The following is a 23,320-nucleotide window of genomic DNA, read 5'->3' on the forward strand; positions in this document are numbered from 1 at the left end:
GGTTGTAGGGCCAAGGCTGCGCTGTCAGGATTTTCTGACGGTGCGCTGTTCGATGCGCTTTTCGAAAGTGCCCTGAATGACCCGGTCGACGTAGATGCCAGGGGTGTGGATCTGGGTCGGCAGCAGCACGCCGGGCTCGACGATTTCTTCGACCTCGACCACAGTGATCCGTCCGGCGGTGGCCACCACCGGGTTGAAGTTCTGTGCGGTATGACGATAGATGACATTGCCGAAGTGGTCGGCTTTCCAGCCCTTGATCAAGGCGAAGTCACCGGTGATGGCCTCTTCCAGAATCACGTTGCGGCCGTTGAACTGGCGGGTTTCCTTGCCTTCGGCGACCGGCGTTCCGTAACCGGTGGCGGTATAGAACGCCGGAATGCCCGCGCCGCCGGCGCGCAGTTTCTCCGCCAGAGTGCCTTGTGGCGTGAGTTCGACTTCCAGCTCGCCGCTGAGCAACTGCTTTTCGAACAAGGCATTCTCGCCGACGTAGGACGAAATCATTTTCCGGATCTGCCGGTCTTCAAGCAGGATACCGAGTCCGAAGCCGTCAACGCCGCAGTTGTTGGAGACCACGGTCAGGCCCTTGATGCCCATGCGCCTGATCTGCGCGATGAGGTTTTCCGGGATGCCGCACAGGCCGAAGCCGCCGCAGAGTACCGTCATGTCGTCGGTCAGCCCGGCGAGGGCTTCTTCGTAGGTCGCTACTCGTTTATCGAGTCCAGCCATGATGATCCGCCTTTTATAGTTGTTGACCGACAGTCGCGCTGCCGGAGGATCGGGTGACCTGCATCTTCTCTCGGTGCGACTGATTTGTTAATTTTGTTTTTCTGATCAATTCATAAGAAAAGCAAATATATGAACGTCAAGCAGCTTCGTGCTTTTCTGGCCGTCGCGCAGTACCTGAGCTTCGCTCAGGCCGGCGAGCGACTCAACGTGTCGCAACCGGCCTTGAGCCTGACGATCAAGAGCCTTGAGGAGGACCTCGGCGGACAGTTGTTGACGCGCACCACGCGCAACGTCGGTCTGACGCCCGAGGGCGAAACCCTGTTGCCGCTGGCGCGCCAGTTGCTGGCCGACTGGGACAACACCGAAGAACTGCTGCGCCAGCGTTTTACGTTGCAAATGGGCAGGGTGTCGGTGGCCGCCATGCCGTCGTTTGCCGGCAATCTGCTGCCCGCGGCCTTGAAGGTGTTTCGCGGGCGCTACCCGCGCGTCAATGTGGCGGTGCATGACGTGATCAATGAGCAAGTGCTGGAAATGGTTCGCCATCGCCGTGTCGAACTGGGTATCGGCTTTGAGCCCGAGTCGAACAGTGCCCTGTCGTTCACCCCGTTCTATATGGACCGCTTCGTCGCCGTGGTGCCCCGGGAGTCGCCGCTGGCCGAGCGGCGTGAGGTTACCTGGGCAGAACTGCTGCGTGAAGATTTCATCGCCCTGCAACGCCCGTCGGCAGTGCGTTTGCTGCTGGAACAGGCCATCGAGCCGCGCCACGGCAAGCTGGCGGTCGCGTTCGAGAGCCATCAGTTGTCGACCATCGGGCGCATGGTTGCCAATGGCCTGGGCGTCAGCGCGGTGCCGTCACTGTGCATCGGGCAGATGCAGGAACTGGGGGCCTGCTGCGTGGCGCTGGTGGAGCCGCTTATCGAGCGGCGTATCGGCCTGATGATGCTCGCCGATCACAAGCTTTCAACTGCGGCTCAGGCGTTGCGCGAGGTGTTGATCGAGAATGCTCGCAACAGTCGATAGCGACTATCACGGCGGATGATTTTTGCTGTGTCAGGGGCAGGCGTAACCTTGCTTCATTCCTGAAATGAAGCCCCCACCGGAGGCCCCCGATGAACCGTATGCTTGCCCTTGCGCTTGTCCTGACATTCACTGTTGCGCTGGTTTCCGGCTGCTCCACTCACCATGCTGTCGAGCAGCGGCCGTTCAGCGCTGAAGAAAGCCATCAGTTGGCCCTTGAAGACCTCAACCGTCGCGGCCTGTCATTTGATGAGTACCAGGCGCGCAAGGCGCAATTGATGGCAGATCCGCAGATCCAGCAGGCGCGGGACTTCGATGAAAAAGGCGAAACGAGCGTCGATCTGGGTGTCACCGGTCAGCAGCCACAAGGTTAACAGTCTGATTGAAAAGTGCTTTGCGTAAAAACTGTACTGCAGTAATTGGCTGTCAACTGTCCGTGTGTTTCCTGCACCGCCTTCGATAGGGTGAGTACCTGACTCACTAACCCGGACAGGCAGCATGGTTCTCTCTTTCGATTTGCTTCTGGCATTCACACTCTTCGCGTTCGTCACCTCCATTACTCCCGGCCCCAACAACATGATGCTGCTGGCCTCGGGCGTGAATTTCGGTTTCAGTCGCACCCTGCCGCACATGCTGGGTATCAGTGTCGGTTTTTTCGTTCTGGTGCTGGCTGTCGGCTTCGGTCTGGGCAGTGTGTTCAAGGCCTGGCCGGTTCTCTATACGATCCTGCGCTACGTGGGCGCTGCCTATCTGCTGTACCTGGCCTGGAAAATCGCCACCTCGGGGCCGGCCTCCGATAGCCTCGACAGCGAGGGCAAGCCGCTGAGTTTCATGAGCGCCGCGCTCTTTCAATGGGTCAATCCCAAGGCCTGGATCATGGCGATCGGCGCGATCAGCACGTACACCCCCATGCAGGGCTACTTCTACAACGTGGTGGTGATTTCGGCAGTGTTTGCGCTGATCAACCTGCCCAGCGTGGGCGTCTGGGCAGGCTTTGGCAGTTTGCTGCGCAATGTGCTGCGCGATCCGCTCGGGTTACGTATTTTCAACGGCGTCATGGCAGCGCTGTTGGTGGCCTCGCTGTATCCGTTGTTTATCGAACATTGATTCCGGGGATATTCCGGGGCTACAACGCCAGCTGCAAATGTCCGCCAGCCTGCTTGTGACGCGCCAGCAAGCGGCGTTGCAGGCCGTGATGGAAATGCTCCAGCCCTTCATGCAGGCGCTCGGTGAGAATTTCGTCCAGCGTACCGCCTAGTTCGTTGTCGTCGTAGCTGACCTGGGTATCGATAGCGAAGATGCCGTGCAGCACTTCCTGCGACTTGAGCGCCGACAGCACCGGTTTGAGCGCGTAATCCACGGCCAGCATGTGCGCGATACTGCCGCCGGTGGCCAGCGGCAAGACCACTTTGCCATGCAGCGCGCGCTCGGGTAGCAAGTCGAGCAGGGTTTTCAGTGCGCCGGAAAATGACGCCTTGTACACCGGCGTACCAATCAGCAGGCCATCGGCCTGGCTGACCGCTTCGATCAATTCCAGCACCTGCGGGCTGTCGAAACGGGCAAAAAGCAGGTCCTCTGCATTAAAGTCGCGTATGCGCAATGTGGTGACTTCAACGCCGTGACTCTGCAGCCAGCGGCCGGCGTGGGCCAGCACAACGCCGGAACGGGATTTGGGGGAGGGACTGCCTGAAAGTGAAACGACGCGCATGTGGGATGTCCTTGCGATAAGCGTAAATGTGCAAAGCAGCTTATGTGCCAGCCTTCTTGTGTGTCTGGCTATGGCCCGCAGCCGTTGGGCGTGCGTGTGTTTCCTGCTGCGGGTGCGGGTTCGCCGCGCTGATGCAAAAGTCGTCAACTGTTGAACAGCTGTTGCTCCGGCAACAGTCTGACGCGGTGCGACGGGCAAAAAAAATCCCTGCACAACGGCGTGCAGGGAGATCGGCGAATGGCCGCCCGGGTCAGTTGCGAAAGGCCGCACCGGTCTGTATCACGCTGGCCGAGCCGAGCAACTGGCTGATGAAGCGGCTCCAGCGGGTGATATCGGCGGGGCCGACGAATACCACGTCCTGCGCCTTGAGTTCGAACTGTCCCGCCAGCAGGTAGGCGGTGGGCTTTTTGGCATTGAGGTGGTAGACGGTGGAGGGCGCCTGGGCAAAGTTTTCCGCACCGCGTATGACGTACACCGCATCGCCGTCTGCGCTGTCCGGGCTGAGGCCGCCGGAGTTTCCCAACGCTTCGAGCAGGGTCAGGCGCGTGGTGCCGAACGAGATCACCTGAGGGTTACGGACCTCGCCCAGCACGTAGATCTTGTTTCGCGAATTGCTGTTGAGGTGCAGGTAATCGCCGTCCTTCAGGAAGATCCGGCTCAGTTGCGAATCGCGGCGATTCAGCGAGTCGATGTCGATCAGATAGTCCTTGCCCTCGCGGCGCAGGGTCAGCCCGGCCAGGTTGGCATCGGTCAGGTCGACACCGGCGACACTCACCGCCTGCACCAGGCTCAACGGAATATTGGTAATCGGTTGCGGGCCGGGAACCTTGAAAGAGCCGGACAGCAGTATTCGCTGGCTGTTGTAGCGCAGCACTTTGACGTCGACCTTGACCTCGGTGTATTGCGGCGCCAGGCCCATGCGTAACTGCTCACGAACCTCGCTGACCGTTCTGCCACTCGCGCGGATTCTGCCTACATAGGGGAAGTAGAGCGTGCCGTCATTGAGCACTTCCCGGGTGTTGGCATCCAGCTGGTCCTGTGAGCCCGGCGCGGTCAGTTCGGGGTGTTCGAACACGGTGACCAGCAAGGTATCGCCAGCACCGATCACGTATTCCGGAGTCCTGTAGTCGAGCAGCACCTGCGGCAGGGCCTTGGCCTCTGCGGTGGCGCGCAATTGCTGTTGCTGCAGGGTTTTCGGGGTGACCTCGATCAACTGTGCCCGGGGTTCGTCCGGCGTGTCGAGGGTGACGTCATCCGGCGTCATATGTTGCCCCGGCGCGAATGCACAGCCTTGCAGCGCCAGGCTGACCAGCAGTAACGCAGTAAAGCTTCGATTCATGACGTTTTTCCTTTCATGGCATTGCTCCTTTCGTGTTGCGTACCGAGGGTGTTCGGTGGGTGCTCAGGTCAGCGCTGGCATCAGAAGGCGTTCTTGTTGACGAACCCCTTGAGCAGCGTCAGCAGAATGATTTTCAGGTCCAGCCAGATCGACCAGTGCTCGATGTATTCCAGGTCGAATTCGACACGCATGCGCATCTTGTCCAGTGTGTCGGTTTCGCCGCGCCAGCCGTTGATCTGCGCCCAGCCGGTGATGCCCGGCTTGACCTTGTGGCGCAACATGTAGCCGCTGACCTGCCTGCGGTACTGTTCGTTGTGGGCAATGGCATGGGGGCGTGGGCCGACGATGGACATGTCGCCGAGCAGCACGTTGAAGAACTGCGGCAGCTCATCCAGCGAAGTCCGGCGTAAAAAGCGGCCCAGCGGTGTCACCCGTGCATCGTTGCGCGTCGCCTGCAGCACCACATCGGTGTTTGCCTGGACGCTCATGCTGCGGAATTTCCAGACCATGATCGAGCGACCGTCCAGCCCGTAGCGGCGCTGGCGGAACAGCACCGGCCCGGCGGAGGTGAGCTTGATGGCTGCCGCGATGATCAGCAGCGGCACAGCGATCAGCAACAGAATCAGGCTCGACAGCACGATGTCTTCGGCGCGTTTGGCCAGGCTCCAGGCGCCGTCCATGGGCGAGTCGAAAATGCTGATGCTGGCCAGGCCGTTGATGCTTTCGCTGCGCGCATGCAGCAGGTCGAACATGAACACATCCGGAATCAGGTACACCGAGGCGGTGGTGTCGCTCAGGCCGGTAATCAACTCGCGCAGTTGCGGTTCGGCGCTGAAGGCGAGGGTGATGTACACCTTGTCGATGCGGCCTGCGCGGGCATCGTCGATCAACTGCTGCAGGTCACCCAGTACTCGCGGGCGGCGCTTGTGTGCCTGCAGATTCATCTGCTGCGGGTGCGCGTCGTAGAAGCCGAGCAGGATCAGGCCCATCCAGGGCGCCAGGGCGATGGACCGGGCCAGCCGCTCACCGACCTGCCCGGTGCCGACGATGGCCACCCGGCGCGTGTTGAAGCCACGCCGACGCAGGGTGTGCAGGGCCAGACGGATCAGCAGCCGGTAGCCGCACAGCACGGCGAGTGCCAGCGCGAACCAGCTCATCTGGCCGTTATCGGGCAATTGCGTCTGGTTGAGCAGCAGGCTGTTCAGCGACAGCAGAGTGATGAAGGTCATCGCCCAGTAACTGAAGACCTTGGTCAGCTCGCGCAGAATGCGCTCGCCACGCCATGAGCCATACAACTGGTGATACTCGCTGACCCAGTGAAACACCAGAACCGCGAGGAAAATGTGCGACCAGGCCTCTGTGCTGTCGGTGACCGTCAGCCCGGTTTGCCAGTAACCGATCAGCACGATGACAGCCAGGTCCAGCAAGCGGTGGGCGAGCGAAAGCGCTGACTGGTGGGCGCGCAGAATGCCGCGGACTGAAGTACGCATGGGAAGGGCTCGCTCAGACGATTTTCAGGGGGACGACACGGTTCGGCAGCTCGCTGCCGAGGCCGGGTGATGCCTGGGCGACCCGTTGCGACTGAGGCGGGCGCGCCAGATGAACCCCGTGTGAGAGGGCCAGACGGTCTTCGACGAAGGCTTTGATTTCCTGCTCGAAACGCGCGACCGAAAACCGCTCGGCATTGGCCCGGCAGGCCTCGGGAGAAATGCGCGATTGCGCCGCTTCGAATTCGCCGATGGCGGCGATCAGTGACGCTACCGTTTGCTCTCGGTAGAACACGCCGGTCGGCTGCGGGTGATCCAGGCCGCGCACGGTCTCCATGACGCCGCCCTTGGCGAAGGCGATGACCGGCGTACCGCAAGCCTGGGCCTCGACCGGGCTGATGCCGAAATCCTCCTCGGCGGCGAAGACAAACGCCCTGGCGCTGCGCATATGCTCGAGCAGCACGCTGCCTGGCTGAAAACCCAGCAACGTCACGTTGCTCACTTGGCTGGCAATGGCCTGCGCCTTGGGCAGGTCCGGTCCGTCGCCGATCATGATCAGGCGTTTGTCAGGCATGGCGGCAAAGGCTTCGACGATCATCGGCATGCGTTTGTAAGGCACCATTCGCGAGGCACAGAGATAGAAGTCCCCGCGCGCGCCCTGGGCGGTGAAGCCGAGCGTGTCCACCGGCGGGTAGATGACGGTGGAGTCGCGACGATAGGCCTTGATGATGCGCGCGCCGATAAACCCGGAGTTGGCAATGAAGGCGTCCACGCCGGTCGATGTGCGCTGATCCCACAGGCGCATGTAATGCAGGATCAGGCGTGCCAGACCGCCCTTGGCTCCCTTGTTCAGCCCTGATTCCTGGAGGTACTGGTGCTGCAAGTCCCAGGCATAGCGGATCGGCGAGTGCACATAGCTGATGTGCAGTTGGTCCGGGCCGCACAGCACGCCCTTGGCCACCGCATGGCTGCTGCTGATGATCAGGTCATAGCCGGACAGATCCAGTTGCTCGATGGCCAGCGGCATCAGCGGCAGGTAGCGCGAATAGTGTTTGCGCGCGCCGGGCAGCTTCTGGATGAACGTCGTTCTGGCGACCTTGCCATGCAGGTGCGCGCGGTCCTGATCGCTGAGGAAGTCGATGACCGCAAACAGGTCCGCAGCGGGCCAGACGTTGATCAGTGACGCGAGCACGCGCTCGGCGCCGGCGTAACTCACCAGCCAGTCGTGGACGATAGCGATTCTCATGGGCGTTCCTTGCTGTAATGGCCCGCGCTACTGCGGACGCGACGGCGCGCATCCTGGCGTTGCTGTTGTGGGTTCAGGGTTTGCCGCTGGGCGAGTCGGCAGCGACGTGCAGCTTGCTTTGCTGCACGGGGTCAGACGCCAGCAACGTATCGATGCGCTGGGAAAGGCGTTGCGCGGAAAGCTCCCAGGAAAAGCGCTGCACGTTTTGCAGGCCCTGGACGCGCAACGCCTTGCGCAAAGGCGCATCCAGCAGAATGCGCTGCATGGCTGCGGCCATGTGGCTGACGTCCAGCGGGTCGAAATACAGCGCACTGCCCTGCAGAACTTCGGGGATCGATGCGGCATTGGCCGCCAGCACCGGGCAGCCGCAGGCCTGGGCTTCGAGCGGCGGGATGCCGAAGCCCTCGTAAAGCGACGGGAACACGAACGCGGTCGCGCCCTGGTATTGCGCGATCAGCTCGGCGTCACTGAGGCGTCCCAGAAAACGGATACGCGGGTCACGGCAGGCGAGGTGTTGCAGGTTCGGGTCGGCGAACAGCGCGCTGGCTGCGCCGACAATGTGCAGCTGCAGATCCGTGTGGCCACGCAGGCTGAGAAAGGCCTGAATCATGCGTCTGAAATTCTTGTGCACGGCCGGCGAAGACACGGCCAACAGGTATTTCGGACGATTCACAGCGGTCGGCCCCGGTATGAAATCGTCGCTGACCGCAGCGGGGACGACGAGCACCTTGTCCTCGGCGTAGCCATAGAACGAGGATATTTCTCTGCGCGAGAAGCTGCTGCCGGTGATCAGCGTTCTGGCGCGCGCCAGCAGGATCGGGGTGATGGTCCGATAGGCCAGCCGGAACAGCCGGGTGTAACTTTGCGGGTAGCGCACATAGTTGATGTCGTGGTGAGTCGCAATCTGGTTGCCATACAGCATGGGCCCGGTGTTGCTGATCGAGATCAGCAGCGGACTGCCCCGACGTTTCAGGTACAGCGGCAGGTCGATCTGCTCCCACGCATGCCCGGTGGAGCGCCCGATGCAGTGCGCCTCCAGTGCGCTGGCGCAGTCATGCAGTCTGATGTTGTGCGGGGCAACGAATACCAGATCGTCGCGCAGTCGCTTCAGCGCTCGGCACATCTGCTCTGCGTAGCGCTGTACACCACTGATGTCCTGGGTAAGAAACCGTGCATTGATGAAAATCATCTTGAGCGTCCTGCTGATGAAAGTGGGCTGGCGGGTGCCACACCGTGTCCTTGATGTCGTCAAAGGGGGCAATTGCGCCCGTTCGCCGTGTTTTGTGCCAGGTGCTACGTGCTGCGGTCCTGCAAGGTCTGGGCGAAGATGCTTTCGTACTGGTCCAGCATCAGGTCCAGGTTCATCAACGACGCGACGCTGCTGCGTGCCTGGCTGCCGAGGCGTGCCAGCAGTTCGGGCTGCTGATGCAGCCTGAGCATCGCCAGCCCCAGTGAATCGGGGTCATCGGGGCTGCACAGCAAGCCATTGAGCGGTTCCTGAATGATTTCCGTGAGCCCGCCCATGCGGCTGGCGATGACCGGCAGCGAGTGCGCGCACGCTTCGACCGCGACCATGCCGAATGGCTCATTCCACAGGGAAGGCACAATCGCCACGTCGATCTGGCGATAGAAATGCTCGGGCCTCTGAAAACCGACGAAGCTGATGTCGGGGGACGTGACCATGGCCCTGAAGCGCTTTTCGTCGGATGGCTGTCCGCGCCCGGCAATCTGCAGGGTGGCTTTGAACGGCAGGTGCTGGAACTGCTTGATCAACCACTCCAGCCCCTTGTTGGTCGACAGTGTGCCCAGGTAACCGAAGCGCAACGGCGCGGTATCGACAGGCGCTCCGGGTTGCTCGCGAGGCGCTGGCGTAAACGGGCTGGCGTTATGCACCACATACCCTCTCGCGCCCTTGAAATAACCCTGCGCCTGCAGCGTGTCGAGCATGAAGCGGCTGACACCGACCACCGCGCTGACCTGTTCCGACTGTTGTGCATGATGGCTGCGCAACCGTGTGCACGTCGTGCACTGGCGCTGACAGCTTTTGCCTTTTCTGAACATCGTGCTTGCCGGGCAGAGCAGGTAGAAGTCATGCAGCACCTGCACGATCGGGCAATCGGCCTGGGTGATCTGGTCCCATGCCGAGACCGACCAGCCTGTCAGGTTATGGCACACCACCAGTTCCGGCTGCTCCAGTTCCATCACGCGCTCCACGTACTCGCGCATGTCCGCGTTGTAGCGATCACGCCAGTGCCAGGCAAACCGCGCCAGTCGTCCTGGGCGCTGGGCCATGAAGTGCCAGTAGCGGTTGAGCAGGCCGGCCCGATAGACCTTCACCCGATTGACCTCCGCCAGCTGCAAGCCAGGCTGGTCGGTGGTGGCCAGTACCGCGACGCTGTGCCCACGCTGCTGCAAGCCCTCGACGGTACGTTGCAGAATGATTTCTGCGCCGCCGCCGATATCGGGTGCGTAGAGGCTGTTGATGAAAAGGATTTTCATAGCGGGTAGGCCCTGTTCAGGCCCAGCCTGCCGTCTTCGCCCTCGCGAATGGCGTCGTTGAGCAGGTCCAGACGCTGGGCCGCGCCATAGCGCCAGGCATACAGGTTCAGCAGGCAGAGAAAGACCCGGCGATTGAGCCGATAGCTGAGTGTGGAAGCTGCCCAGACATGCCTGTCGAACCAGGCCTGATTGCGCGCTGCGTAGTAAGCGCGCAGATCCGATCCGCCCAGCAGGTAGCTTTCATAGACATTGCGGGTCCGCGCCTTGATGTTCCAGGAGTCTTCCAGATCGTCCAGCCGCGCGTCGGGCACCAGAAACAGCTTTCCGCCGCCGTCGGTGATGCGCCAGGTGTATTCGCTGTCATCGCTGTACAGCTTGAGAGCATCCAGTGGCAGGCCGATCTTTTCGTAAAGGCTGCGATGGGCAAGCAGCCCGCCGTAAGTGGCAAAGGGCAGTTGCACGCGCTGTGGCATCAGCCGGGTCGCGTCGGGCTGGCCCCAGGGCAGACGCCGCCAGATCTTGTACGGCAATTGAGCGATGTGAAAACCGAAGAAGCTTGAGCGCCGCTGGATCGCGTATTGCAGCGGTACACCTGCGGCGATGTCGGCTTGGTGGGTGGGGCGAAAACCGAGCACCGCGCAGTTGTCCTGGCCCTCGACTGTTTGTCGTTCCCACAAGGATCGATGCAATACCTCGATGGCCTGCGCGGTCGGTGCGTTGTCATCGTCCATCAGCCATATGCAGTCGTCTCCGGCTTGCAGCGCGGCCTTGATGCCTACCGAATAGCCATTCGCCGAGCCTGTGTTGTGCGCCAGCCAGATCACCTCAACCCGATCAGGCCACTCATCGCACAGCGCTTGCAGCGGCGCGGTGGAAGCATTGCTGACAACGATCACACGGCCGATCAGCGGGCTTTCCAGCGAGCGGCTGATCAGGGTGTGCAAATAGCTGAAACGGTCACCATAGGTGAGCGTCACCAGGGTGGTCTGGCGCGGCATGGTGTGGTTCCGAGGCTGGTGGAGTAGGCATGCGACACATGTTTTCAGGCACACGTCGTGCGGCAGGTTTCTGCGGATTCCAGTGCTAGGCGCGGGCTTCGATTCGCGACAGGCTGCTGATGGGAAGCACCACTTTTTGCTGGCGATGCAACATATTGAGCAGAATAACCGCCCGCTGCGTGCCGTCTTTGCTCAGAAAAATGGCCTCGACGTCACCCCAACTGGCATGCGTAATCAGCACGGTGTCGCCTTGGGCAAACTGAGTTTTCGGTGCGGGCGTGGCCAGTCGTTGGCGGATCTGCTCGATCAGATGATCCCGAACCGGCACCGGATGACCACCGAAGGTCACGATGCGCGAGACGCCGCGGGTGGAGCGAATCGGGTACCAGTTGTCTTGCACCTGATCCATGTGAATGAACAGATAGCCGGGGAACAAGGGCTCGCCGGCCTGAACCCTGGTACCGGTTTTTTTTGCATCGGCCTGTAACGGTCGATAGCACTCGAACTGCTGACGCCGCAAATGTTCTTCGGCGCGGGCTTCCTGCCGTGGTTTGGTCTGGATCAGGTACCAGCGGACATCCTGGTCGGAGTGGGACATGATTAATTCCTTTTAAATGAAACAGCTCGGTCAGCGGCAGGCAGCGTCCCTTCTATCGGGGCGCGGGGTGGTAGTTGTAGCCGTAGGCGGCGCAGTCGTAGTCGGACGTTGTGGCCTTGCGCACCACCGCGTTGAAAATGGCGCCCTTGATCAGGATTCCGTTCTGACCCAGACGGCGTTTGCTGGCTTCGATTTCCTGAACGGTGGTCATGCCAAAGCGCGCCACCAGCAGGCAAGTGCCCGCCTGACGGCCGACCAGCGTCGCGTCGGTCACGGCCAGAATGGGCGGGGTGTCGATCAGAATCAGGTCATACAGCGGCGACAGTTCGGCAAGCATCTTGTGGAAGTTGTCATGCATCAGCAGTTCCGAGGGGTTGGGCGCGGCGAAACCACAGGAGATGAAATCCAGATGCCGGACACGGGTGGTGTTGATGACCTCGGTACAGCGCAAACGCGCCGCCAGTGTGTCGGACAGCCCGTGTTTGGGTTGTAGCCCGAAGAGGCGATGCAGATAGCCTTTGCGCATGTCGGCATCGATCAGCAGGACCCGTTTGCCGGTCTGGGCAATGATGGTCGCCAGATTGCTCGATACAAACGATTTGCCGGCACCCGGTGTCGGGCTGGATATCATCAGCACGTTGTTGCGTGCTTCAAGCATGGCGAAGTGCAGGCTTGTGCGCAGGCTGCGCAATGATTCAATCGCCAGCTCGGCGGGCGCCGCGATGCTCAGCAACTTCGACTCCTTGCCGGCATGGTCGCGCTTGTCCAGATGCTCCTGTTGACGAGAGTGGGGCAGCGACGCGTAGACCGGCATACCCAGATTTTCGATGATCTCGGCGCTTTCGACGCCGCGGTAGAACGCCTGGCGCACGAATACCATGGTCATCGCGACCAGCGCGCCGAGCAGCGTGGCGATCAGCACAATCAGCGTCTTCATCGGTTTCACGGGCCTTTCGACATTGGTGTCGGCGTTGTCAATGACCCGTACGTTGCCGATGTTGCCGGCGCGCAAAATGTCCTGCTCCTGGCTTTTGTTGAGCATCAGCGTGTAGGTCTGGCTGATGACCTGCATATCGCGGGTCAGACGCAACAACTCCTGCTGGGTCATGGGCAGCGCGTCGATTTTTTTCAGCAGGCCCTGGCGCTGTTGTTCCAGCTGGTTTATCTGGCTCATCAGACTGCGATAGGTCGGGTGTTCACGGGTATACAGCCGTTCCAGTTCGACGCGTTTGAGTTTCAGCTCAGACAGCATCGAGTCGAGACTGACCACCTGGTCAAGCACCCCCTTGGTTTCGATACTCAGGTCCACCGATCGGGCGCTGGTCTGGAAGGTATTCAGTGCGGTTTCCGATTCCTCGAGCTGCTTGCGCACGGCCGGTAACTGCGAGCGCAGGAACTGCAGCCGTTGGGCAGCTTCAGCCGAACTGCGCTCGACGTTCTGACGTACGTACAGATGGCTGACCTCATCGAGAATCCGGTTGGCCCTTTGTGCGTCCTGGTCCTCGATCGACAGATAGATGATGCCCGAGTCCCTGCCGGCCTCGGCGATCTTCAGGCGGTTCTGATAGATCAGCGCGGTGCTGAGTGTGCGCTGTCTGGAGACAGTGAAGTCGGTACCGGGCCGGGCCTGCAGCGTAGCGACCTGAATCTTGATGCCGTGGCCTTCGACCACGCGATTGATCGCACCACCGAGCAGCAGAGTGTGTTCGCTATCGTAGAGCGTGAACTGGCCGGGTTTGCCTGCGGTCAGGGTGAGTTTTTCACCCAGCAGGTGCTCAGGCACTTCCAGTTGGAACACCTCTATTTTTTCGCCGCCCCACGCATATTGGGTCAGGCCGAACAAAGGCTGCGCCAGTTCACCGTCGCGTGCGGGCTTGAAGGTGCGATACAGATACGGACCGATCACAGGAAACAAATCAGGTGTCTGGAGCCTATTGAGCTGCAGATCGTCGACGACCTTGCCCAGCAGTGCGCGGGACTTGATCAGCTCGATCTCGGTGGTCGCCTGCGACACCGAGAGTGGCTTGGCACTGACCTCCGGCGTGCCCTCGATGCCGATTTTCCGGGGCTCTATCTGAATCATGGCGGTGGCCTGATACACCGGCGTGGCCAGAATGGCATAGCCCAGGCCGATCAGAAAAAACACGCCGACGGTCCACAGGATCAGGGCTTTGTGATCGAACAGCATGCGCAGGACCGTTGCCAGATCAATCCGGGAGTCCGGTTGGAAATTCAGGGAAGGATGGTTAATGGCGGTCATTTATCCTGTTGCTCCTGACTGAAAATGGGGAAGCCAGTCGTCAATGCAGCGTGAGAGCTGCGCGTAGGTCTGTTCGAAGGCCGACGCGGGTCGTCGGTAAGGGTCGGTGATGTCGAGCGGGTCCTGCCATTTACCGATCAGAAAGGCTTTGCCGCGCACTTCGGGGGCAAGGTCGAGGACGTCGGAAAAATGCGCCTGCTCCATCAGCAGGATCAGGTCGGCCTGGCGCAGCAGCTCGCGACTCATCTGGCGAGCGGCATGCCGCTGAGGCTGCACCCGGTGCGACTGCAGAACCGCATGTGCTGTCGGGTCGATCGACGAACCCGATAACGCAGCGATGCCTGCCGACTGAATACGTACCTGTGTGGCTTTCAGGCGTTGATGCAGCATCGCGACGGCCATCGGGCTGCGGCAGACGTTGCCCACGCACACCACCAGCACACTACTGAACATGAGCTTTGCCGGTGGCTGGCAACAGGCGCCTGGCCAGGTTGCCGATCACGTTGCCTGCCACTTTGCACAGCGTCTGCAACTTGTGGCGGGGGGCGAGTGCCGCCAGCGACAGGCACACCGTCTGCATCAGGAAATACTGGTACAGCGGCTGATTGCCGAGGCGGTTGTAATAGTTGGCCAGGCTTGAGCAGGTCTGCAGGTTCATATGCAACTTGCGTTTGTCACTGCGCATCGAGAACACCCCTCCAGGGTGCATCCGATAAGCGGCCGGCTTGATCCCGGCCATGAACTTGCCCTTGCCGTAGGCCCCCAGCAACGACCACCAGCACATATCGTTCAACGGCGCGCTGCACAGGCTCAATTCGGGTGGCATCTGGCTGAACACATTGCGAAAGCAGACGGTCAGGGTCGACAGGCGTCTTGCCTGTTGCAACTCCAGTGCCGAGGCATCGGCGCGCAGATGGCCTTGCAACTGCACGCCATACTGGCCGTGCTCATCGAAGACGAACGCGTCATGATAGGTGATGACGTAATCCGCATGAGCTTCGAGAAAGTCCACTTGCTGCTGCAGCTTTCGCGGATCGGTCCAATAGTCGTCGGCTTCGCAGTAGGCGATGTAGCGACCGCGTGCATCGCCAAACAGGCCCGGGACGCACGCTCTGCCCTGACTGTACTGATTGACCTGCTGATAGAAGGCCCGAATGATCGTCGGATGCCGCTCGGCGTAGTGCGCAATGATGCGCGCGGTGGCGTCTGTGGAGGCGTCGTCGTTGATCAGGATTTCGTACCTGAAATCGGTCTGCTGTGCCAAAAGCCCGTCCAGCGCCTGAGCGATGAAGGCCTCCTGGTTGTAGGCAGGGCATATGATGCTCAGCAGCGGCGGTGCCAGACAGGTTTCGTCGGTATTTTTTACAGTGTCGTCCATGGCTCAAGTACTCGGTTTACTGAACAGAACATAGAGTTTCGATGCCAGCGGCCTGTGACTCGCCGCCACCAGCGTCAGCGTGACAAGGCCGCTGAGTGCGAGTGCCAGAAGCAGGCTGGTACGGCTTTCACCGGCAATCAGATTGAAGACGGGGGCGCTGACCACCAGGCCTGCGGCGGTCATCGCGCTGATACGCAGGATGTCGCTCAACCACTGGCGGTGAAGACCGGGCGCCAGATGTCGATGCACGATGACTGGCCATATCGCGAAGGACGTCGCACGCAGAAAAAACCACGCCAACGCCGCGCCGTACACGCCTTGGTAATGGATCGCCAGAATCATCACCGGCACGCTGACCAGCGTCGAAATCAGGCTGTACCACAGGTGCAAATGCATCCGGCCGTAGGTGTATTGCAAATAGAACTGAAAGGCACTGGCGGCCATGATGGCGCTGCCCAGTGCATACCAGCCCAGCACCGGACGACTCCAGCGTGCAGCGACCGGATCGCCGGTCCAGGCGAGGATCAATGGCTCTGCATACAGGGCAATGACCGCAGCCAGCGGGAACAGAAAGGTACAGGCGAGACGATTGGCGGCCAGAAACAAGGCGTGCATCTCGTCGCGCCGCCCCTCGGCCATCAACACGGTCAGGCGCGGCAGCAGCGTCTGAACCAGCGGGTTGGTCAGCATCACGATGCCGGTGGCGATCAACGCCACCAGTGAGAAGTATCCGTACTGGTCCAGCGGCAACAGATTCGACAGAAGTGCCTTGTCCACCTGGGTCAGCACAATCCACAGCACAGCGCTCAGCGACAGGCTGGCGGCAAAGGGCAGCAGCGGCTTGATCAATGGCCAGTCCAGGCCGGTCAGCCAATGTGGCGCAGGCATCTGCCCGCGGGCCTTGCCAGCAAACAGCAGGGTTTCGATCAGCCCCACCGCGAGTTGAAATTCAAAGAAGTCCTGCGGGTCCCGGGAAAACTGACTGACCAGCACCAGGCCGCCGAAATAGCGCAACGTAGCGATCGACACATTGGCTGCGTTGAGCCAGCCATGTTGTTCAAGGCCCTGAATGCCGCTTTTGTACAGTGTCGAATACAGACGCAGGGCAATGATGATGCCCATCAAGGTGATGCAATGCGTCAGCGTGTCAGGTTGTAACGTGTTCGCGTTCAGCCAGTGCGCAGCGATCCAGGGGCTGGCGACACAGACCAGCAGGGCGCTGAACATGGCCATCGGCAGAAAGATCAGTTCGAACGAGCGCAACAGACGGCCCAGATAGTGTTTGCTTGCAGGAGTGTCTCGCCCGTGCGCCACGGCACGCACCAGGCTGGGCGACAGACCGGCATCCAGCAATTGCAGCCAGGCTTGCAGCAGGGTGAAGAAACCGATCAGGCCGTACGCTTCGGCACCCAGGTGGCCCAGATAGAACGGCATGATCAGAATGCCGATCAGCAGCACATAAGCCTGCCCGCCGTAATTCAGAAGGGTGTTGCGGATGAGGGAATGTTTGCCTGGCATGATCGTCAGCAGACCCGCGCAACGGTGCAAGCCCGGTAGTCAGCTTCAGTCACAGTGCAGGCTTCGATCAGGGTGCGGATCACCAGGTCCTGCTCGCTTCTCAGCAGGCCTGGATAGATCGGCAGGCACAGCACTCGTTCGCTCAACGCTCTGGAGACCGGCTGGCCGGGTTGAGGCTGCAGGTATTCAAGGGTGTCCAGCGAGGGGTAGAAGTAACGGCGGGGGTTGATCTTGTGCTGGTTGAGTGCTGTGCGCACGCTCAACAGTTGTTGCTCGTCGCGCAGGGCCACAGGGTAATAGCTGTGATTCAACTGGCTGTCGGCCTGCGGTGTCTGCAGATCCAGATAGTCTTGCAGCGATGAGGTGTAGTGATCGGCTATCTCTGCGCGCTGTTCGAGAATGCTGTCGATATTGTCGAGAACGCACAGCCCCATGGCGGCGGAGAACTCGTTGAGCTTGGCGTTAATGCCGATCCCATCGATCCGGTCGACGCCGGAAATGCCGAAGTTGCACATCAGATGGGCCTGTCTGGCCAGTTCGTCATCGTTGGTGATGATCGCGCCACCTTCAATGGTGTGAAACAGTTTGGTGGCGTGAAAACTCAGGGTGCTGATATCGCCATGATTGAGCACCGACTGGCCGGCGTGACGCACGGCGAATGCGTGTGCGCCGTCATAGACGACCTTGAGCTTGTGCTCGCGGGCTATGTGCTCAATGGCTTGCACGTCACAAGGATTGCCAAACACGTGGGTGGCGACGATCGCAGTGGTGTCTTCGGCAATACTGTTTTCGATGTGTTTGGGCGAGATGTTCCAGGTGTGAGCATCGATATCGGCAAAGATGGGCCGGATACCTTCCCACTGCAGCGAGCTGCTGGTCGCGACAAAACTGAATGGCGTGGTCACTGCGCTGCCACTCAGGCCGAGAGCCCGATAGGCCACTTGCAGAGCCAGGGTGCCGTTGTTGGTCAGAATAATGTGCCTGACACCCAGGTAGTCCTTGAGTCGATCCGTCAGTTCCCTGGCCAGCGGACCGTGATTGGTCAGCCAGCCACGTGCGTAGATGCCTTCGACGTAGCGTTTGAACTGGTCGATATCACCCAGATACGTCTTGGTCACGTTAATCATCGAAGCCTCCATGTTTCTTTGAATCAGCGCGTTGCCAAGCGGGTGACCGGGCATCTGTCGCAGAGGTACGTTGATTGCCGGGCACGCTACCGCCGAATCGTGTCGATCCAGTCAGGGCACTGCTTACACAGAATCAACGCGTAAGCGTCGAGTGGGTCGCATTGCAACAGGCAACGCTACCGCCACACCGAACGCATTCAGCATTTTAAAAAGGAAGTGAGAGTCAACAGACATCCGCCAGCGCCTGATAAGCGCCGTGGAAATAACTGACAGAGTGAGACGGAACAACAGTCAACTTCGGCTGATTATTCCGACGCCATGCTCTGCGGCATGTGCGTAAAACCGGAATGTGCCTGACGGTCCTATATATCGGTGGCGGCAGGGTATCTGTCAAATTATTTCGTCAGGTTTCTGTTAGATTTTTGATAAATGGTAGGGCAGTGAATCTAACGTACTGATTTATATGTATGTCAAAAAAATATCATCCGCCGATGTGTATTTAATGACACAACCGACCGCTTCTCTCAGACGTCAAGAGATAAACAGATTTTTTACGACAGTACCTTTTTATATATTCTATTTTTGTCTATATAAATTCTAATTGATAATTTTTGGTTCTATTTGATTTCGTGCATGATCCTCTTCATGGTCTGTGAACGAGGAACGCGCATGAACGAGCCAGTGCTGTATTTTGATTACGCCGCCACCACGCCTGTGGACGAGCGCGTTATCAGCGTGATGGTCGATTGCCTGGGGGCGTCGGGCAACTTCGGCAACCCTGCCTCCAGCTCCCATTCGTTCGGCCAAAAGGCCCGCCTTGCAGTGGAACTTGCCCGTGAGCAGGTTGCGCATCTGGTGGGTGCGCAAGCCTCGCAGATCATCTGGACTTCCGGCGCGACCGAGTCCAGCAATCTGGCACTCAAGGGGGTGGCTCAGGAACGTGCCAAGCGGCAAGCCGCCGTCGGAGGCAGACCTGGTCATATCATCACCAGCCTGATCGAGCACAAGGCTACCCTCGACACTGCTCGTCAACTTGAGGAACAGGGCGTCGATGTCACCTGGCTGGCGCCGGACAGCGAGGGTCTGATCAGTGCCGATGCAGTCAGTGCAGCCTTGCGTGACGATACCTTTCTGGTCTCGCTGATGCTGGTCAATAACGAGCTGGGTACCGTCAACGACATCGCCGAAATCGGCAGGCGCGTACGTGGGCACGGGGCGCTGCTGCATGTCGACGCTGCACAGGGCGCTGGCAAGCTGCCGATCGACCTCAGCCAGCTCGCGGTGGATTTGATGTCGCTCTCGGCACACAAGATCTACGGGCCCAAAGGCATTGGCGCCTTGTATGTCGGCCCGCGTGCGCAGCAGCGTGTTCTCGCCCAGATTCACGGGGGAGGGCACGAATGCGGCCTGCGCTCCGGGACGCTGGCGACGCATCAGATCGCCGGAATGGGCGCGGCTTTTGCCCTGGCGGCAGAAGTGCTTGAAGAGGAGGCGGTTGAAATACAGCGCTTGAGCGATCTTCTTTGTGATCGCCTGGCCGAGATCCCCGGCGTGTGTATAAACGGCAGTCCCACGCAGCGGATTGCCCACACACTCAGTTTTACTTTTACCCATAACGATCTGGACGTCGCCGCGCTGGGTGAGAGCCTCGCCTTTTCGTCCACCTCCGCCTGCAACTCGGCGAAAAACCTGCCGTCGCATGTCCTGCTCGCCCTGGGACTGAGCCCGCAGGCCGCCAGCCAGACCATACGCCTGAGTCTGGGGCGCTTCACTCGCGAGCAGGACATAGCGCGCGCAGCTGACTTGATTCGCGCCTCTTTGATTGAGCCAGCGTTCTGGGCGGTTGCTCAGGCTCGGTGAGTGCTCCATTATCTGAACCAATGAAAGCAGTCAATTTCCGGGTCAGCAGGAGAGTCAATGAGCACGCAATCCAATGCCAGTTCAGACGTGGCAGAACGTTTGGCGCAAACCCGCGCCTTGATGAGCAGGGAGCGCATCGATGCCTATCTGGTGCCGTCAGCGGATCCGCACCTCTCCGAATACCTGCCCGGCTATTGGCAGGGGCGCCAGTGGCTGTCGGGTTTTCACGGCTCGGTCGGTACACTGATCATCACCCAGGATTTTGCCGGCATATGGGCTGACAGCCGCTACTGGGAACAGGCCACCAAAGAGCTGGCCGGCAGTGGCATCGAGCTGGTGAAACTGGTGCCCGGCCAGCAAGGTCCGCTCGAATGGCTGGCAGACGAGGCCAAGGCCGAGAGCGTGGTGGCCGTTGATGGGGCGGTTCTCGCCGTTGCTTCTTCGCGAACCCTGGCAAGCAAGCTCTATGAACGTGGCGCGCGGCTGCGAACCGACATCGACCTGCTCACCGAGCTGTGGCAGGACCGCCCCGCGTTGCCGTCTCACCCGATTTACGAGCATTTGCCTCCCCAGGCGTCACTGGACCGTAGCGCAAAACTTGCGCGGGTTCGTCAGATCATCGCCGAGCGAAAGGCTGACTGGCACTTCATTGCAACGCTGGACGACATCGCCTGGCTGTTCAATCTGCGTGGCGCAGACGTTTCCTACAATCCGGTGTTCATCGCATTTGCCTTGATCGGTCCGCAAAGCGTCACGCTGTTCGTGGACTCGAAGAAAGTGCCGGACCCGGTAAGTGCGCGCCTGGAGCGCGACGGCATCAACCTCATGGAGTACACGCAGATTGGCGCCGCCTTGCGCGAGCTGCCGAAGGACGCGCGACTGCTGGTCGATCCGGCCCGGGTTACCTGCGGGCTGCTCGATTACCTGGACAGTGAAGTCACGCTGGTTGAAGGGCTTAACCCGAGCACGTTACTGAAGTCGCAAAAAACCGAAGCCGATACGGCCCACATCCGTCAGGCAATGGAGCAGGACGGCGCAGCGCTTTGCGAGTTCTTCGCCTGGCTGGACAGTGCGCTGGGGCGAGAGCCTGTCAGCGAACTGACCATTGATGAAAAGCTCACGCAGGCACGCGAGCGGCGTCCGGGCTATGTCTCGCCGAGCTTTGCCACCATTGCAGGCTTCAACGCCAATGGCGCGATGCCACATTACCGCGCGACCGAGGCGGAGCATGCGCGGATAGAAGGTGATGGGCTGCTGCTGATCGATTCGGGCGGCCAGTACCTTGGCGGTACCACCGACATCACGCGCATGGTGGCGATCGGAACACCGAGTGCCGAACAGAAGCAGGACTGTACGCGCGTCCTCAAGGGTGTGATCGCGCTGTCGCGTGCTCATTTTCCCAAGGGCATTCTGTCGCCGCTGCTGGACGCAATTGCCCGAGCGCCTATCTGGAGTGAGGGTGTCAATTACGGCCACGGCACCGGGCATGGTGTGGGGTATTTCCTGAATGTGCACGAGGGGCCGCAGGTCATTGCCTATCAGGCGCCGGCAACGCCGCAGACGGCCATGCTGCCGGGCATGATCACGTCCATCGAGCCGGGTACGTACCGTCCTGGACGCTGGGGGGTGCGTATCGAAAACCTGGTGATCAATCAGGAAGCCGGCAAAACCGAGTTCGGCGAGTTTCTGCGCTTTGAAACCCTTACGCTGTGTCCGATCGACACCCGTTGCCTTGAGGTGTCGATGTTGAACGCAGAAGAGCGCGCCTGGCTGAACGACTACCATGTGCAGGTTCTGAAGCGGTTGAGCCCACTGCTGCAGGGCACTGCGCTGTTGTGGCTGCAGGCCCGCACGATCCCCGTCTGATCAAGGCTCTGCGTTGCCGCGGGCTTAGTCCTGCGGCGACGGATCGGCCAGAGGTGCAGCTTTCCTGCACACGATGATCATGCTGCGGCTGGTGTAGCCCGCCGGGTTCAGGCCGAACGGATAGTCTTCGGGCTCCTCGGTGGCATCGCCGGACTTCGCGATCACCTTGAAAGTCCTCGACGCGCAGGAGTTGGTAGCCAGTTCGTAGCATTTTGCCCAGGACGATGTGAGGCCTGAGCAGTTGATGTGGATGCCTCGCTTGCTTTGCGTGACGGGTTTGGACGTGGCTGCACAACCTGCCACAGCCAGTATGGCCAATACGACAAAAATGTATTTCATTCCTTTCCTTAGCGGGCCATTGCTGATCGCGATCCATCCGATTGACTGGACCATGAGTCTTTTGAACTGTAACGCATAGCCACCGAAGATAAATCGGTCAGGTACAAACATGGCGCATGCGCGTTACAAATGCTAGTGCCATATGGCTTCTTGCTGCGTGGTAAGTTCAGTCGGCCGGCACCAGTTGAGGTTTGCTGTTTGCCGAGCCAAGGGTTGCACCGATGGACGCGAAGATGATTGCGCCGATCGCCAGCCATTGAGTCAGTGAAAGGCTTTCATGAAGAAACATCAGGCCTGAAAGCGCAGCGAAGACGGGTTCCAGGCTTGCCAGTGTGCCAAATGTACGCGCCGACATGCGCGTCAGGGCAATCATCTCCAGGCTATAGGGCAGGGCAGTCGAGAGGATGGCGACACCCAATGCTGCGGGTATCAGTGAAATATCCAGTAACGCAGAGCCTGCGTGTATCACGCCTATCGGCCCTATAAAGAGCGCGGCAATCACGACGCCGAGCGCTGCTGTCTGCACACCGTTGTCGGCGCCGGCCTTGTGACCGAACACGATGTACGCGGCCCAGCACACACCGGCGCCCAAGGCGTAGCCGGCACCGAGCAGATCAATTGCGGCAGATGAGGTCCCCAGAGGGATCAACAGCAGCAAGCCAATGACTGCCAGAGTCACCCAGAGAAAATCGATGGGCTTGCGGGAGGACAGCAAAGCCACCGCCAGCGGACCGGTGAACTCAAGGGCTACTGCAATTCCCAGGGGTACTGTCTGCAACGACATATAGAAGAGAAGGTTCATGCAGCCCAGCGCAACGCCGTAGATCACCACAGTGCGTAACGACTTTGCAGTCAGATTCGCCCGCCACGGGCGCAGGACGGCAACCAGGATAAGGCTGGCGAATACCAGCCTGAGTGTTGTGGTGCCTTGCGCGCCCACGACAGGGAAAAGACTCTTTGCCAGCGACGCGCCGCTTTGAATGGAGACCATGGCGATCATCAGCAGTCCCAGAGGGAACAGGGCAGAGGCTATGTTGCGGGATTTCTCAGACATTTCAGATGTACATCCTGGGTGTGATCCGGGCACAGGTAATGGCGCATGATGCGGAATAATCAATGAATGGGCAATATATTGCGCAAGGTGTGCGTGCTCTTCTATATAGGTAATCACGAAACGGTCAATTTCGGCGATTTTGAAATTAACGGTTGACGCCCTCGGTGAGGTGTCTATAATCCGCCCCACTTCCGGCGCAGACGGAAACGAAAAAGCCTTGTAGATCAATAGTTTACAAGGATTTGGAGTGAAGAGTCAGCGAGGAAGGAGGTCGGGTCTGGAGTGATCGACAGCGGTGAG

General features: G+C 60.0%; 21 protein-coding genes. 5 read left to right on the forward strand and 16 right to left on the reverse strand.

Going from position 1 to position 23,320, the window contains the following annotated elements; all coding sequences use genetic code 11:
* Positions 1 to 24: 24 nt before the first annotated feature.
* Positions 25 to 726, reverse strand: coding sequence for a CoA transferase subunit A (locus QRN50_RS16925; RefSeq protein WP_003407626.1), 702 nt, complete (start codon positions 724 to 726; stop codon positions 25 to 27).
* A 129-nt stretch (positions 727 to 855) separates the two neighbouring features.
* Between QRN50_RS16925 and QRN50_RS16930 the strand changes: the two genes are divergently transcribed.
* The 3 genes from QRN50_RS16930 (at position 856) to QRN50_RS16940 (ending at position 2,850) form a co-directional block, all read left to right on the forward strand.
* The gene (locus tag QRN50_RS16930; protein ID WP_003407625.1) at positions 856 to 1,746 is read left to right on the forward strand and encodes a LysR family transcriptional regulator; all 891 of its coding nucleotides are present in this window, start codon (positions 856 to 858) and stop codon (positions 1,744 to 1,746) included.
* An 89-nt stretch (positions 1,747 to 1,835) separates the two neighbouring features.
* On the forward strand, positions 1,836 to 2,117 hold the full coding sequence (locus QRN50_RS16935) for a hypothetical protein (RefSeq protein WP_024652159.1): 282 nt from the start codon (positions 1,836 to 1,838) through the stop codon (positions 2,115 to 2,117).
* A gap of 124 nt (positions 2,118 to 2,241) precedes the next feature.
* Positions 2,242 to 2,850: a LysE family translocator gene (locus tag QRN50_RS16940; protein WP_011268298.1), complete on the forward strand. Its 609-nt coding sequence runs from the start codon at positions 2,242 to 2,244 to the stop codon at positions 2,848 to 2,850.
* A gap of 19 nt (positions 2,851 to 2,869) precedes the next feature.
* On the opposite strand, the gene ssuE is transcribed toward QRN50_RS16940, so the two are convergent.
* From ssuE to QRN50_RS17005, 13 genes are all read right to left on the reverse strand, one after another.
* Entirely contained in the window at positions 2,870 to 3,451 is a 582-nt protein-coding gene (gene ssuE, locus QRN50_RS16945; RefSeq protein ID WP_096126624.1) for an NADPH-dependent FMN reductase, read from the reverse strand.
* A 250-nt stretch (positions 3,452 to 3,701) separates the two neighbouring features.
* On the reverse strand, positions 3,702 to 4,790 hold the full coding sequence (locus QRN50_RS16950) for a polysaccharide biosynthesis/export family protein (protein ID WP_024652160.1): 1,089 nt from the start codon (positions 4,788 to 4,790) through the stop codon (positions 3,702 to 3,704).
* Between the two features lie 80 nt (positions 4,791 to 4,870).
* Entirely contained in the window at positions 4,871 to 6,280 is a 1,410-nt protein-coding gene (locus QRN50_RS16955) for an undecaprenyl-phosphate glucose phosphotransferase (RefSeq protein WP_096126625.1), read from the reverse strand.
* Between the two features lie 13 nt (positions 6,281 to 6,293).
* Entirely contained in the window at positions 6,294 to 7,523 is a 1,230-nt protein-coding gene (locus tag QRN50_RS16960; RefSeq protein WP_096126626.1) for a glycosyltransferase family 4 protein, read from the reverse strand.
* 73 nt (positions 7,524 to 7,596) lie between these two features.
* Complete coding sequence (locus QRN50_RS16965; RefSeq protein WP_003407613.1) at positions 7,597 to 8,712, reverse strand: glycosyltransferase family 4 protein; 1,116 nt, start codon at positions 8,710 to 8,712, stop codon at positions 7,597 to 7,599.
* Positions 8,713 to 8,816: 104 nt separating this feature from the next.
* On the reverse strand, positions 8,817 to 10,022 hold the full coding sequence (locus QRN50_RS16970) for a glycosyltransferase family 4 protein (RefSeq protein WP_096126627.1): 1,206 nt from the start codon (positions 10,020 to 10,022) through the stop codon (positions 8,817 to 8,819).
* Positions 10,019 to 11,020, reverse strand: a complete 1,002-nt coding sequence (locus QRN50_RS16975) for a glycosyltransferase (RefSeq protein WP_054091958.1) — start codon at positions 11,018 to 11,020, stop codon at positions 10,019 to 10,021. Before QRN50_RS16975 ends, QRN50_RS16970 begins: the two co-directional genes overlap by 4 nt.
* An 85-nt stretch (positions 11,021 to 11,105) precedes the next feature.
* Positions 11,106 to 11,618, reverse strand: coding sequence for a transcription/translation regulatory transformer protein RfaH (rfaH, locus tag QRN50_RS16980; RefSeq protein WP_096126628.1), 513 nt, complete (start codon positions 11,616 to 11,618; stop codon positions 11,106 to 11,108).
* Positions 11,619 to 11,670: 52 nt separating this feature from the next.
* The gene (locus QRN50_RS16985) at positions 11,671 to 13,878 is read right to left on the reverse strand and encodes a polysaccharide biosynthesis tyrosine autokinase (protein ID WP_060406676.1); all 2,208 of its coding nucleotides are present in this window, start codon (positions 13,876 to 13,878) and stop codon (positions 11,671 to 11,673) included.
* Positions 13,879 to 14,331, reverse strand: coding sequence for a low molecular weight protein-tyrosine-phosphatase (locus tag QRN50_RS16990; RefSeq protein ID WP_011268288.1), 453 nt, complete (start codon positions 14,329 to 14,331; stop codon positions 13,879 to 13,881).
* Positions 14,321 to 15,256, reverse strand: a complete 936-nt coding sequence (locus QRN50_RS16995) for a glycosyltransferase family 2 protein (protein ID WP_024638417.1) — start codon at positions 15,254 to 15,256, stop codon at positions 14,321 to 14,323. Before QRN50_RS16995 ends, QRN50_RS16990 begins: the two co-directional genes overlap by 11 nt.
* Positions 15,257 to 15,259: 3 nt before the next feature.
* Positions 15,260 to 16,774 (reverse strand): lipopolysaccharide biosynthesis protein, encoded by a 1,515-nt coding sequence (locus QRN50_RS17000; protein WP_011268286.1) that lies wholly within the window; start codon positions 16,772 to 16,774, stop codon positions 15,260 to 15,262.
* 5 nt (positions 16,775 to 16,779) lie between these two features.
* Positions 16,780 to 17,901 carry a DegT/DnrJ/EryC1/StrS family aminotransferase gene (locus QRN50_RS17005; RefSeq protein ID WP_024642978.1) on the reverse strand — a complete coding sequence of 374 codons (1,122 nt, stop codon included), beginning with the start codon at positions 17,899 to 17,901 and terminating at the stop codon, positions 16,780 to 16,782.
* 669 nt (positions 17,902 to 18,570) lie between these two features.
* Between QRN50_RS17005 and QRN50_RS17010 the strand changes: the two genes are divergently transcribed.
* Both QRN50_RS17010 and QRN50_RS17015 read left to right on the forward strand, forming a co-directional pair.
* A complete protein-coding gene (locus tag QRN50_RS17010; protein ID WP_024638419.1) occupies positions 18,571 to 19,761 on the forward strand; it encodes a cysteine desulfurase family protein in 1,191 nt (396 codons plus the stop codon).
* A 57-nt stretch (positions 19,762 to 19,818) separates the two neighbouring features.
* Entirely contained in the window at positions 19,819 to 21,627 is a 1,809-nt protein-coding gene (locus QRN50_RS17015; protein ID WP_096126629.1) for an aminopeptidase P family protein, read from the forward strand.
* A gap of 24 nt (positions 21,628 to 21,651) precedes the next feature.
* Here the strand turns inward: QRN50_RS17015 and QRN50_RS17020 are convergent, their stop codons facing one another.
* Together QRN50_RS17020 and rhtA are read right to left on the reverse strand one after the other, a co-directional pair.
* Positions 21,652 to 21,966, reverse strand: coding sequence for a hypothetical protein (locus tag QRN50_RS17020; protein WP_003315720.1), 315 nt, complete (start codon positions 21,964 to 21,966; stop codon positions 21,652 to 21,654).
* Between the two features lie 166 nt (positions 21,967 to 22,132).
* The gene (gene rhtA, locus QRN50_RS17025; protein ID WP_011268284.1) at positions 22,133 to 23,020 is read right to left on the reverse strand and encodes a threonine/homoserine exporter RhtA; all 888 of its coding nucleotides are present in this window, start codon (positions 23,018 to 23,020) and stop codon (positions 22,133 to 22,135) included.
* Positions 23,021 to 23,320: the final 300 nt, after the last annotated feature.

The sequence above is a fragment of the Pseudomonas sp. MEJ108 genome (assembly GCF_030208985.1).
Taxonomy (GTDB): domain Bacteria; phylum Pseudomonadota; class Gammaproteobacteria; order Pseudomonadales; family Pseudomonadaceae; genus Aquipseudomonas; species Aquipseudomonas fragariae.

Coding starts and splice junctions, on each gene's coding strand:
- QRN50_RS16925 (WP_003407626.1), bottom strand. CDS start 726: ATGGCTGGACTCGATAAACGAGTAGCGACCTACGAAGAAGCCCTCGCC.
- QRN50_RS16930 (WP_003407625.1), top strand. CDS start 856: ATGAACGTCAAGCAGCTTCGTGCTTTTCTGGCCGTCGCGCAGTACCTG.
- QRN50_RS16935 (WP_024652159.1), top strand. CDS start 1,836: ATGAACCGTATGCTTGCCCTTGCGCTTGTCCTGACATTCACTGTTGCG.
- QRN50_RS16940 (WP_011268298.1), top strand. CDS start 2,242: ATGGTTCTCTCTTTCGATTTGCTTCTGGCATTCACACTCTTCGCGTTC.
- ssuE (WP_096126624.1), bottom strand. CDS start 3,451: ATGCGCGTCGTTTCACTTTCAGGCAGTCCCTCCCCCAAATCCCGTTCC.
- QRN50_RS16950 (WP_024652160.1), bottom strand. CDS start 4,790: ATGAATCGAAGCTTTACTGCGTTACTGCTGGTCAGCCTGGCGCTGCAA.
- QRN50_RS16955 (WP_096126625.1), bottom strand. CDS start 6,280: ATGCGTACTTCAGTCCGCGGCATTCTGCGCGCCCACCAGTCAGCGCTT.
- QRN50_RS16960 (WP_096126626.1), bottom strand. CDS start 7,523: ATGAGAATCGCTATCGTCCACGACTGGCTGGTGAGTTACGCCGGCGCC.
- QRN50_RS16965 (WP_003407613.1), bottom strand. CDS start 8,712: ATGATTTTCATCAATGCACGGTTTCTTACCCAGGACATCAGTGGTGTA.
- QRN50_RS16970 (WP_096126627.1), bottom strand. CDS start 10,022: ATGAAAATCCTTTTCATCAACAGCCTCTACGCACCCGATATCGGCGGC.
- QRN50_RS16975 (WP_054091958.1), bottom strand. CDS start 11,020: ATGCCGCGCCAGACCACCCTGGTGACGCTCACCTATGGTGACCGTTTC.
- rfaH (WP_096126628.1), bottom strand. CDS start 11,618: ATGTCCCACTCCGACCAGGATGTCCGCTGGTACCTGATCCAGACCAAA.
- QRN50_RS16985 (WP_060406676.1), bottom strand. CDS start 13,878: ATGACCGCCATTAACCATCCTTCCCTGAATTTCCAACCGGACTCCCGG.
- QRN50_RS16990 (WP_011268288.1), bottom strand. CDS start 14,331: ATGTTCAGTAGTGTGCTGGTGGTGTGCGTGGGCAACGTCTGCCGCAGC.
- QRN50_RS16995 (WP_024638417.1), bottom strand. CDS start 15,256: ATGGACGACACTGTAAAAAATACCGACGAAACCTGTCTGGCACCGCCG.
- QRN50_RS17000 (WP_011268286.1), bottom strand. CDS start 16,774: ATGCCAGGCAAACATTCCCTCATCCGCAACACCCTTCTGAATTACGGC.
- QRN50_RS17005 (WP_024642978.1), bottom strand. CDS start 17,901: ATGATTAACGTGACCAAGACGTATCTGGGTGATATCGACCAGTTCAAA.
- QRN50_RS17010 (WP_024638419.1), top strand. CDS start 18,571: ATGAACGAGCCAGTGCTGTATTTTGATTACGCCGCCACCACGCCTGTG.
- QRN50_RS17015 (WP_096126629.1), top strand. CDS start 19,819: ATGAGCACGCAATCCAATGCCAGTTCAGACGTGGCAGAACGTTTGGCG.
- QRN50_RS17020 (WP_003315720.1), bottom strand. CDS start 21,966: ATGAAATACATTTTTGTCGTATTGGCCATACTGGCTGTGGCAGGTTGT.
- rhtA (WP_011268284.1), bottom strand. CDS start 23,020: ATGTCTGAGAAATCCCGCAACATAGCCTCTGCCCTGTTCCCTCTGGGA.